The sequence below is a fragment of the Hazenella coriacea genome, assembly GCF_004341825.1.
GTDB lineage: Bacteria > Bacillota > Bacilli > Thermoactinomycetales > Thermoactinomycetaceae > Hazenella > Hazenella coriacea.
Genome location: NZ_SMAG01000006.1, coordinates 115,892 through 129,817 on the forward strand (window position 1 = coordinate 115,892; position 13,926 = coordinate 129,817).

General features: G+C 41.3%; 1 protein-coding gene. It reads right to left on the bottom strand.

Annotated features, from left to right (window positions below):
- Positions 1-8: 8 nt before the first annotated feature.
- Entirely contained in the window at positions 9-13,925 is a 13,917-nt protein-coding gene (locus tag EDD58_RS10995) for a type I polyketide synthase (protein ID WP_131925542.1), read from the bottom strand.
- Position 13,926: the final 1 nt, after the last annotated feature.

The following is a 13,926-nucleotide window of genomic DNA, read 5'->3' on the forward strand; positions in this document are numbered from 1 at the left end:
CCCCTCTCTCAGATTAATGTTTTCCAGAACATCCCTTTTGAAGTAGTATTCAATTGAACAGCTTGTGCTTGATCTTCTTTGGATAATAAGCCTATCTGCAAAAGTGGTTGCCGCTTTAAAGCTGGAAGTGGTAGGGGCTTTCTAACCGCACGATGAGTTGTCTCCTCCCATGCCTCCAAAATCACATGTGCATTGGTACCTCCATCGGCAAAACAGTTAATCGCTGCAATCGGAACTTTTTCTGTCCATTCCATCGATTTACGACAAAAATAAAAGCTGCTTGCTTCGATATCAAAATGTGTCATCGATTGTTCACCCGATAGAAATGGAACCCATTGGCGATGCTGTAGCATGAGAACAACTTTAATCAAGCTTGCAATCCCTTCCGCACATAATGGATGCCCAATATTAGGCTTTACAGATCCGATCCCTAAGGGGACTTTATTAGAAGAACGGTAAATAGATTGAATTGCTTTAAGCTCCAGTAAATCTGTGACCGTAGAGCCTGATCCATTTGCTTCAATATAGCTAATCTCTTCGGGTTGCTTACCGCTTTTGTCAAGAGCTACCTGCATCACATCCTTCTGTGCTTGCAAGTTCGGAGTGGCTGGTCCTGCCGTTCTTCCGTCGTTATTAACAGCTATCGCTTTAATCACAGCATAGATGGAATCCCCGTCTTGGATCGCTTGAGATACTGTCTTCACTAAAACCATTCCCACGCCTTCTCCTAAAACAACCCCATCTGCACGCTGGTCAAACACATGAAAAGATGGCTCATTGCATAAAATTCCTCGCTGTTGAAACATTTGATGGGCTACATCCGTATCCAACAAACTGACTCCACCCACGACAGCCGATTCAATCTCTCCACTGCGTAGGGCTTGGATCGCCATATTCATACCAACTAACGATGAGGAACAGGCTGTATCCAAAACAACGCTTGGACCACGTAAATCAAAAAATTGCGAGATATTGGTTGCTAAATAGTTTTGTCCTGTCGCAACAATTGGATTCCTTACTTGAAGAAGTTGGCTTTCGTTTGGCTTGTGTTGACTTCGACCACCTAGATAGACACCTATAGGTCTTCCTTTAATCTCATGGTGAGAATATCCAGAGTGATACCATAAATAGAGGCATTGTTCCAACACTGCTAGTGCTTGCGGATCCATCACTTTAGCATCATCCTCAGGAATTCGGAAGAATTCAGGGTCAAAATGTGTGATATTGTCGATCAAGCCTGCATAATAAGAATTGGAATAGCCCCAGCGTTCCTGTGGGACAGGATGAATCGCCGACTTCCCTTTGGAGAGTAAATCCCAGTATTTTTCCAATGTATCTGCTCCAGGAAAACTGCAAGAAAGTCCAACGATCGCCATATCTTCTTCATTGGAGATTACATGTGAAGGCTTGTACTTTTGTTGCTCCTGTACTGAGATCGGTTTCTCCAGTGATGTAGGCAAATGAACTGGTGCTGGTTTTTCCGAAACCAAACCATCTAAAGCTTTGGATAAGGAATCCCCATATGAGCCCACCAACCAGACAGCAAAGGACTGAATAGTTGGATATTCATATAATGTAGATGGATCGATGTTTCCTAGAAGCTTTTGGTTTATTTGTTGCAATAATTGCGCCAAAATAATAGAATCCACTCCATATTCTTGGAATGGTTCATCGATCTCTAGTTGTGTGGGGTCGATCTTTAATTCTTTAGAAAATAACTCAATCAACCAAGCTTGTGTCACATCGACAAGCTCATGGGATTCCACACCTATCGGAGCAGAATGCCATAATGGAGTGTCTGTTGTAGAGTTCTCTTGAATCTCACGCTGCATGAACTGTTCAGGATTCCATCGATCAGAATGAACCGCCGGTAAAATGACAGAACGCATTTTCTGAGATAGGATCTGATCTAGAAACTGTAACCCTTCTTCATTGGTCATACTTAATAGTCCTGTTTGTTCATAAGCTCTACTTTTCACTTCCCCCATACCAGTCTCTTTCCAATTCGGCCACTGGATGCTAATGATTGGGCAGTGATCCTTGGTCGCTTCGGCAAAATAGTCCATATAGGCATTAGCCATGGCGTAAGCACTTTGTCCTGATGCGAGTACGGGAATAATCCCAGATACCGATGAGTACAGAACGAAAAACTGTAAAGGTTCATTGTGGAGCAGATGAAATAGTGTATGGAGTCCTGTAATCTTCGGCTCCAGCACATGTTGAATGTCTACAGCCTTTTTCTTGATAAAAGCGGGGTTTTTCAAATCTCCCACTCCCGCACAATGAATCACCCCACCAATCGGCCCCATCGTATTTCTGATATATTGAATCCTTTGTTGTACGGCAACCGAATCGGATAAAGGAAGAGAGAGCACTTCTACTGTTGCACCCTGGGCTTCCAAATCAAGAACTGCTTGAATTTTCTGCTCTATTAACGTGTTTGACTCCTTATAAACATCCCATTGCTCACGAGGAGGTAATGACTCACGTCCCGTCAGTACCAACCGTTTCACTCCATAATGTTCTATGAAATGTTTGGCGCATAAGTACCCAAGCCCTCGAGTCCCCCCAGTAATCAATAGCACATGTTCTTCAGGGAATGACTTTGATATTTTCTCCATGGTATGATCTTCAACTGACCATTCTTTTAAACAGGCACGATATCGTTTTCCATCCCTATAACAAACCTCTGCATGCTCATCATTGGCAGAAAACTCATTAGCAATCTGCTGGGCCAAAACCTGATCTTCAGTACATGCATCTGCATCCATATGTCGTGATTTGACGTGGCTATACTCATTCTGCAACATTCGGTACAGTCCAGCTCGTGAAGCACCTGACAGATTGATGGAATCATTTTGATACGATTCTAACCCTTTGGTTACGCACATCACCATCAAGCCTTCTCTATGCCCATCCTCGATTAGTCTTTGAAGCCAGTCGATCCAGTCTACTGCATCATTTGTATTTCTTCCACATCCAATTAAATCTACAAAACCATCAAAACTTGTCCAATCATATTCAGAAGGTTGTAAGTCCATGTTTTGTATATCCAGAATTTGATGTTGAGGGAAATACCTAGAGACCTCAACAGCCAGCTTTGCAGTCTCTTTATTCGCCAATATGGCAATGGATCGATTTACTTTTCCAGTCGAAGTTAGAGGGCAAAGCTCCCATTGCTTTTTCAAAAAACACATGGCTTTCTTTGCAGAACTCTTTTCATTCGTAAGTGCAACCATTGTTGAAATCGCTGTCTTACTGCTACTGTTCGTTTGGATCTTTTCAGCTGGTAGCCAATAATATTCCTTAGCGAACGGGTACGTAGGTAAACTGATTCGATGGGGTTTCGCATCACTATAAAGCTTATTCCAATCTACATTCAGCCCTTTTACCCATAATTCAGCTATTTTTTTAAACTTCTTCTTTTGAATCCATGTTTGTAGCAATTTTTTTGCGTCTTCATCTGTTTCAAAAATTTTGATCTCATCTTTGCTCTGCTTTACCTGAGCTGTCAAAATTCCGACCGTTGCTGAATGATCTTCAATAAATTCCGTTAGTGTTTGTTGTAGCATTTCTCTTGAATCAACAAAAAATGCCATACGATAGTCCATCGCTTCTCGCCCTACTTGAAGAGTATAAGCCAGATCCACCAGATTCAGACTCTCATGAGATTCTACAAAGCCCTTCATCTCTTGAGCATAAGCTTTCAATTGTTCTTTTTTCTTCGCAGACAAAACAACTAATACTGGATTATTTGTATCACTAACAGATGTAGTTCTTTCTCCATCTCCCTGACTAGGAAAATACTCTTCAATCACAAGATGAGCATTTGTCCCACTGTATCCAAACGAACTTACACAAGCACGTCGTGGCATTCCACTGTTTACTTCCCAATGTTTAAACTCCGTATTTACATAGAATGGGGAGTTTTTAAAGTCAAAATGTTCATTTGGTTTCTTAAAATTCAAGGTTGGAACTAGCTTTTCATTTTTCATGCACAGTAATACTTTTTGCACACTTGCTACACCTGCCGCCGCAGAAGTGTGACCAATATTACTCTTCACTGAACCTATCGCACAATAATTCTTTTGATTGGTTTTTTCTTTAAATACGGTTGATAATGCTTCTAACTCAATCGGATCTCCTTGTTTGGTTCCAGTCCCATGCATTTCAACGTAACTAATACTCTCTGGATGTATTTGATATTTTTCATATATTTCCCGTGCTAATTCCATTTGGCTATTGGCACTTGGTGCAGTAATCCCATTGGTTTTACCATCCTGATTAATCCCTGATCCAATGATGACACCATAGATGTGATCTTGATCCGCTTCAGCATCTTTTAGCCTTTTTAGAACTAGTGCTCCAGCCCCTTCACCAGGAACAAAACCATTTGCACTGTTATCAAATGTTTTACATTGACCATCCGGGGATAGCATCCCAGCTGTGCACATACTGATATAGGATTCTGGAGTCAGGTATAAACTGACACCGCCAACCAAAGCCATATCAATTTCCTGATTTAATAATGCTTGACAAGCCAGATGTGTCCCTACTAATGATGAAGAACATGCCGTATCGATGGAAATAGCAGGTCCTTTTAGATTTAGATAATAAGGAATACGAGCGGATGCAATCGCAAAGCTGTTACCCGTTGCACTTCCTCCAACCTGATTTTGATAGAGCATCATGCCATATTCATTGCTCATCATTCCTAGGTATACACCACATTTTTTATGGCTCAATGATTGAGAGTGATAACCTGCATCCTCAAATGCCTTGTATCCTTCTTGTAAAAATAACCGATGCTGAGGGTCCATCACTTCAGCTTCTGATGGAGGAATATTAAAGAATAATGGATCAAAATGCTCTATATCATCTAAGATCCCTAGTGATTTACAATAAATTTTCCCTTTTTGATTAGGTCTTGGGTCATAATATTGATTCACATCCCAACGAGACTTAGGAATTTCACGAATTGAATTCCGTGCATGAATCAGATTATCCCAGAACTGGCGTAAATCATGTGCTCCCGAATACCTTCCTGACATCCCGACAATAGCTATAGATTCTGTAGGAGCTGTTCCTTTGACAACAGCTGTCTCGGTATGTCTCTCCTTTAATGATTGTTTTACTGGTGATAATGAAATCGGCTGTGATGTATGATGAGTGGGTTTGCCTAATGGTGTGTCATTTGACCCCCATGTAGCTTTTGAAAAGGACTGATTCGCCTGTTTACTCACTTCATTGTTTACATCACTTGATTTACTAAATTCATTCTTTAAGAGTTTAGCAAAATCACGGATCGTCGGGTAATCATATACTTTGGTTACCATAATCGATGTTCCATACTGCTTGTTGATCGCTTTGATCCATTCAAGACCCGTAATCGAGTCCATCCCGATATCAATGAATTTTTCATCGACATCTATGTCACTTGCTTCCATGTATAATACTTCTGCCAAACTTGTCGTCAATTCTTCGTGAAGCTCTTCCATTGATTCGAAAGGTTGAACATTTGTCGATCCAGAAGGAGTTGAATATTGAGTTTCTTCAATCGGATGACTCATCGAAATCGACTCATCAGACAAAGGTTGCAATGAAATATGAGTCGGCTTTTCTAATGGTGAGTCCACCGACTTCCATATAGCTTTTGAAAAGGATAGATCGGTCTGTTTACTTACTTCATTGTTTACATCACTTGATTTACTAAATTCATTCTTTAAGAGTTTAGCAAAATCACGGATCGTCGGGTAATCATATACTTTGGTTACCATGATCGATGTTCCATACTGCTTGTTGATCGCTTTGATCCATTCGAGACCTGTAATCGAGTCCATCCCGATATCAATGAATTTTTCATCGACATCTATGTCACTTGCTTCCATGTATAATACTTCTGCCAAACTTGTTGTCAATTCTTCGTGAAGCTCTTCCATCGATCCGAAAGGTTGAACATTTGTCAATCCTGAAGGAATTGAATGTTGGGTTTCTTCAAGCGATTGATTCATAGAAATTGACTCATCAGATAAAGACTGCAATGAAATATGAGTCGGCTTTTCTAATGCAACGTCCATCGACTGCTTGATCGCAATCGGTTGTTTGATTCCGATTTCGATCGCTTCATTGATTATTCTACTACCAGCCTTCTTGCTATTTTCCCTAAACCAATAGCGTTCCTTTATAAAAGGATAAGTTGGTAGACTGATTCGACGGGGTTTGCTATCTGGATAGAGCCGATTCCAATCTAAACTCAGACCTTTCACCCAGAGCCCCAAAAGTTTTGCATATTTCCCCTTGCTGATCCAGGCATCTATGGTCTTTGCCATATCTTCATCCTCTGCAAAAACAGCTAAGGTATCTTTGTTACGTTTGACTTGTCCTCGGTATAAATCTTCTATTCCTTCCTTTCCTTCTACAAAGTCTTTCAACTTTTCTTCAAGTTCCGTGATACTCTTCGTCGTTAGAGCTAGACGCTCTTCCATCGCTTCACGTCCAACTTGAAGTGTAAATGCCATACTAGGAAGATCCGTATCAGAGTACCTACGCTCACCAATTGCAGTAAGTAATCCTTTCACTCGTTCCTGAAGCCTTTCTTCATTCTTGGCTGACAGTACGATGATGACAGGATTTTGATGAGTCGAAACGGATGGATAGGCAAAATCTTCTGCCTCAGCTTTGGGGATATACTCTTCAATCACGACATGAGCATTTACCCCTCCTGCACCAAATGATGATATACCTGCTATTCTCGGATATTCTTTGACTTCCCCATTGACTTCAATCATTGGACGTTTCCATTCTTCAAGCTTTTGCTGAACGATAAAGGGAGTGTTTATAAAGTCAATATTCGGGTTCAGCACGTTTGAATGTAGCGAAGGCACTAGTTGACCGTATTTCATTTGTAACAATACCTTTGTCAAACCTGCAATGCCCGCTGCACTTTCACAATGACCGATATTAGACTTCGCAGACCCGATCGCACAAAATTGCTTATCTTGGGTTTGTTCATTAAAGACTTTCATTAGTCCTGTTATTTCAATAGGATCACCTAAGGATGTTCCTGTTCCATGTGCTTCTATATAGCTAATTGTTCTAGGATCGACACCCGCTTTTTTCAAAGATTTCCTAATCACATCCGCCTGAGCAATAGGGTTAGGAACGGAGTATCCATTGGTTTTCCCTCCGTGATTCATGGCAGTCCCTTTAATGACTCCATAAATTTGGTCTCCATCCGAGATTGCTTTTGACAATGGCTTAAGTAGAACAGCACCTACGCCTTCTCCAGGCACATAGCCATCGCCTCCCATTCCAAAGCTTTCACAACGTCCCTTACTTGACATAAATTTGCCCTGTCCCAACATCAGATATTTATTAGGATGAATCGAGACATTGACACCACCTGCAATAGCAACCTGACATTCACCATTTTGTAAACTCTGGCAAGCCAAATGGATCGCTGTCAATGAGGAGGAGCACATGGTATCCAAAGCAATGCTGGGTCCATGAAAATTGAAGTAATAAGATACTCGATTGGCAATTGACGACGGGTTTCCGGTAAGTACAAGTGGTCTACCTAGGATCTGTTCTTGGGCTCCATATAACTGGTATTCTTCGTACATCACCCCGACATAGACACCCACATGACCACCCAAATCATGACTTGCTAGATCATCCTCTTTTGGCAAAACTAGATTATCTCTGGTATATCCTCCATCTTCCAGCGTTTCATAGACACACTGCAAAAATAAACGTTCTTGTGGATCCATTATTTCCGCTTCTCGGGGCGAGATATGAAAGAACTGGGGATCAAATTGATCTACATCATTCATAAAGCCTCCCCATTTGCTATAAGTTTTCCCAGGTTTATTTTTGTCCGTATCGAAATACAGGCTATGATCCCATCGATCACTAGGAATTTCTGTGATACAGTCTTTGCCTGCCCGCAAGTTATTCCAAAACTCATGAATATTATCCGCCTGAGGATATCGCCCCGAAACACCAATAATGGCAATGTCCAAGTCCTGTTCTTCTTTTTCTTTCAACTTTTCTTTTGGAACTATTTGCAAAGGGGCATAACCTGAATATTTGTGATTCTTCGATATTGACTTGACAGATTCTTCTTCCATAGGTAAAGCCTTAACAGTATCTTCAACACTTGATGCTACTTCTTCAATTCCTAGTAAATCTATCAGCTTGTGATGATAGTTTTCGAGAAAATACTCAGTGATAGATTTGATATCCTGATACTCAAAAAACAATGTTTTCGATAACGACCCAAACTTTTTCTCCAGTTCATTGGTCAAATGCATAATCATAATTGAATCGATTCCGTAATTCTCCATAGGAGCGTTCACATCGATCCGATCTGCGGGTAACTTGATAACGGAAGAAAGCAAACTTTTAAAATAATTTTCCGCCTTTTCCTTCAGAGCTTCCTCTGTAATTTTCGGTATTGCCCGATTTTCCCCATCTTTTAGATGAAGGGGAACTTCTTGACTGGTGCTCTGGATGACTGGATCGGTGAGTCGTGTATGAGCAGCTTGACGCAAGAATGAATGGACTTGTTGCACAACACCCTCAACCACCATGACTTGAGTCTTTCCAGTTGCCCAACTTTGATATAATGCTTGGATACCAGCTTCAGTCGCCATAGCGATCATACCTGTGTTTTGCTTCATACTTTTTTCAGTTTCTATATCAACATGCATGCCTCCCTCTTTCCACAATGGCCAACTGATTGAGAGAGTTCTTCCATTCCGTTGTTTTAATACCACTTGGGCGTTACGATATTCACCGTAGGCATTCATAAAAGCATTTGCCGTAGCGTAATCTGCCTGTCCCAAACTGCCCACAGCTCCAGCTCCAGAGGAAAAGAGAATAAAAAAGTCAAGTGGCATATCCTTGGTTGCCTCGTCGACATTAACTAGTCCTGTTATTTTTGGAGCTAGCACTTCATGAAACTCTTTTTTACTTTTCTTGATAATGAAATTATCCTTTATGACACCCGCACTATGAATGATACCATTGAGACTACCATACTCATCTCCAATCTCTTTCACCAGATGGTATACAGCATCTTTTTGCGTAACATCGACTTGCTTATATACCACTTTGGCCCCTAAGCTTTCCAATTGCTGAAGTTGAGATTTCTTCTGGTTGTCTAGTGGAGATCGTCCAGTAAGGATCAAAACAATCCCCTTAGCTTGATCCAACATCTCCCTAGCAAATATCAATCCGAGACCACCTGCACCTCCAGTAATGAGGTAGACTCCTTGATCTTTCCACGGAATATTTATTTCATTTTGCGAAGTTTCAATTTCTCTCCATTCAGCAACGTATCGTTTGCCATACTTGTATCGGATTTGTTTATCTATGAGACCCATTCTATTTTCGTCCAAAATCTTGATCATTTCTTCTGACTGTAGATCTGGTTCCACTTCAATTAATTGACCAATCAGTTTTGGATTCTCCAATTGTGCAGTCTTCAGTATTCCAGATAGGGCACTAAAAAGCCGTTGATCATTCTGCACTGGAACTACAATCTGAATGAGCACATTCCCTTTCGGTTTAGCCTTAAGGATATTTTGAATTTCTTCAAATACCTGGGTTGCATAACTCTGAAAACGTTCATGTATGCTACTTTGTTCACTCTGTAAAGCGATACAATTAAACTCATCTTTCAACCTTCCTACTTTTATATCGCCAACTTCACATATCATTGCCCTATTTTCGACCCATGATATCTTCTGTTTTTCTTTAGTAACAGCTTGTTCTTTCCAAATAGGCTCAAACAATAGTGTCTCAATAGTTGAAGAGGTTTCGGCCAAAGCTGCTTCACGATCCAACACTCTAGATGAAAATCCTTTGATTCTCACGCAAACCTTGCCTTGCTCATCACATAAGTCCAAATCTAGTTTCTGTACAGGGTCTTCTGCCTTACTCTCTTCACTGTATCGGATATATACCCACATAGAGGATGGTACTTCCCCAAATATCTCCATATCTTGCAATGCAAATGGCAACATCGGTTCGTGTTCCATCCATGTTGGATCTTCTGAACTTAGTCTCAACCCTATGGACGCTTGTAATGCTGAATCCATCATACTGGGATGTAAGACATACTGATCTTGAGTATGAGAAACAGAAGAAGGCATAGACAATCTAGCCAGGACTTGTCTCTGTCCTACATACACCATTTCAATCCCCTGATGTCCTGAACCATATTCGATCCCCATCTTTTTATATGCTTCATAACAGTCCGTAGAGGAAAGAATTCGGTGACTGCAATGGGCTTGTAACTCTTGAATATTAAGTGTAGGAGCTTCTTCTACTGAACAAATCATCACACTTCCTTGACTGTATACTACAGGCTCTTGATCTTCGGATTCGCTATAGAATTCATAGGCAATTTCCCCATTATTTTCGGAAAAAAGCCTGATATGCATTTCTGCTAGTTGATCTGTTACAGCCATAGGTCGAACCCATATCATATTTTTAAGTGTGATTCTTGCCTGTACTTTTTCCAATACTGCCTTTTCCACTGCTGCCCGAATCATTTCAAGATAGGCCACTCCTGGCAAAACCCGTTGACCTTTAATCACATGATCCGATAGAAAAAACTCATCACCTGTAAAGGTTGAACTGAATCTCAACCCTGAAATATCAGAGATGTTTTGATGCAATAGTGGATGAATAAAGTTGGCAACAACTGTGTTAGCTCTTGGAAGAATCTCTTCAGCATCTGACTCAGGCACCCAATAACGCACCTTTTCAAAAGGATATGTTGGTAGACTGATTCGTTGAGGTTTGGTTTCTCCATAAAGCAGTTTCCAATCGATCGATAGACCTTGAACCCAAAGTTTCGCTATTTCATGAATATTACCTTCTCCCACCGATTGCTGTACCAAAGAAGCCTGATCCGAGCTTAAGGAATTCATTATCGCTCTATCGTTCTTGACCTTCCCACTCCAACAATCCTTGATCAATTCCTGACCTTCCACGAAGGATTCTAACTTCTCTATTAACTCTGGAACATCTTTGACTACAAAAGCAACCCTTTCTTCCATCGCTTCGCGACCTACTTGTAATGTATAGGCCAACTCAGATAGGTGAATCTCATCATGAAGAAAGGCAAGCAGTTTCTTCGCATAAGCTTGGAGTCGTTCCTTGTTGCGAGCAGACAATGGAATGATTGCTGGTGAAGCAGTAGTCATAGGAGTCACAGAAGCACTACTTGGTGCCGTTTCAGGAATATACTCTTCTAAGATGATATGCGCATTTGAACCTGTTGCTCCAAACGAACTTACCCCTGCCCGACGTGGATAACTAACCTCGCAACCATTTTCTGTAATCACAGGTTGCTTCCATTCTTCCATTTGCTGTTGCACATAAAAAGGCGATGGGTGTAAATCTAAGTATGGGTTTAACTCCTCTGAATGCAGAGATGGAACCAGTGTTTTATGATGAAGCTGGAGTGCTACTTTGCTCAAACCACTGATGCCAGCTGCTGACTCTGCATGCCCAATATTGGATTTCACTGAGCCCAGTGAGCAGAATTGTTTATCTGACGTATATTGCCGGAATGCTTTCACCAAGCCTTGAATCTCTATCGGATCTCCTAAGGATGTTCCTGTTCCATGGGCCTCCACATAGCTAATCGTCCGTGGATCAATTCCTGTTTTCTCCAAGCAAGTCTCTATTAAATCGGCTTGTGCTACAGGACTGGGAACCGAGATTCCACTCACCGTTCCCACATGGTTGATTGTGCTCCCTTTGATGACAGCATAAATCCGATCGCCATCCTCCACAGCCTTATGCAAAGGCTTTAACAATACCGCACCAATCCCCTCACCTGGGACATAACCATCTCCTCCTTTGCCAAAAGTGCGGCAATAACCGTCACTGGAGAACATGTCCCAGATTCCATAAGTCATATATTTATGCGGATGTAAGGATAAGTTCACCCCACCTGCCAACGCAACCTCACATTCACCATGTCGAATGCTTTCTAATGCCAGATGCACAGCAGTCAGTGATGACGAGCATACCGTATCCACTGCCATACTCGGACCATGAAAATTGCAATAATACGATACTCGGTTCGCAATTTGCGCATAGTTTAGCGATAAAGGAAAGACATTTGCATGTGCTAGGTTCTCGGCTCCAATCAAGGTATAATCTTTATGCATCACACCAACAAATACACCTACATGTTGTCTTTGATTCCGACCTCGAGTAGCTGTCAATGTCTTGGGAGTATAGCCTGCATCTTCGATTGTCTCCCAGCAAGTTTCCAAAAACAAACGTTCCTGTGGATCCATCGTCTCCGCTTCTCTAGGCGATATGCGAAAGAACTGAGGATCAAAACAATCCGGGTCATCAATAAACCCACCCCATTTGGATATGCTTTTTCCTGAAGGAGAGGTTACACCTTCAAACCGCTGCCAATCCCAACGAGATGCAGGAATCTCAGTGATACAATCTTTCCCTTCTTTGAGATTGTTCCAAAACTCCTGAATGTTGCTTGCCTGGGGATAGCGACCTGCCATACCAATAATGGCAATATCCGCTCTCTCTGTCGGCATAGACTGATGAGGGAGAATCCCATCCTTCTGTTCTTGCAACCTATACCCTTCTTCCATTACCTGAGAAGTAACTGGATCAGACTCATCTGGAGAGATAGAGGAAATAGCCAAAGTTACTTCCTCTATGTCCAGCTGAGTTGAATCCATACTAAAGTGTTCCGGGTAATTGTCAACAAGATAAGTAGATAGTTCTGCAATCGTTGTATATTCAAATAATAAAGTTGGAGATAAGTTCACTCCGATTTTGGCTTCAATAGCCTCCACAACTTGAAGTAAACTAGATGAATCCAAACCCATCTGATAATAACCAACCTGAGTTTCAATCTGCTCGTTCGGTTTATTTAGTCTCTCAGCTAGTAATTGCTGCAAAAATTCCATAATTACGTTGTATGACGATGCCTTGTTAGCAGACACCTCTTCAAAACTCGCTTCTTCAAGAGGTTCAGAATCCTCAATCAACTGTTTCTCTTGTGCTGACTGGAACGTATTCTTATGCTCTGGATTAATGAGCTCAGTTCCTCGCACCAGTTTACTTGTGAAGTTTTTCAGTTCAGCAACTTTCTTACCAGAGGCATTGAAAAATTCTAGCGTCAGATAAATCAGCTCTTTTTCCTGGCGTACTGAGGAGCTTTGAATTCGGGTGACGCAATGAGTTTGCAATAGCTCTGAAGCACAAAAAGATTCATAGAATAGAGGTAGATACAGTCTTTGTTCCTCTTTCCATAGAGAAGAAAGTAGCAGATTGGAGCCAACTCCACTCCCATCCATAAGGGTAGGATGAAACATAAAATGCTCAGCATGAAAAAGGGCATCTTGACCGACAGAAATCCCCATCAAGATGCCTTCCTCTGTTTCGTAAACTTGTCCTTCTGCCTTCATAAAACCCGTATGTACTAATTCCTGACCTCGGCATTGTTCATAAATCACATTGAGATCCACTTGTTTTGTAGATGGCTGGAGTTGATCCAACTCCAGCCTCTCTTCAAATACTACTACCGACCTCGTATGCATTTCAGCCTTCACATACAACTTTTTTTCGGAGATCGGTTTACTATTGTGATGTTCAGACCCTTCGATTGTAATATGCCAACGTCCCTCTTCACTCTCTGTACATTGAATGTTAAGCATGATACTCGAATTCTCTTGTACGGTTAACGGATGATATATAGACAAATTACGTAATTGAAGGCGAGTATGGGAATAACCATGTTCTCTAAAAATTTGGTAAATCATATCGATATATGACAATCCTGGTAGCACTTCTTGTCCATATACTACATGATTACGAATCATTGGGTTTTTAGGTGACAAGGTGATCTGTTTAATTATTTTTTTCACG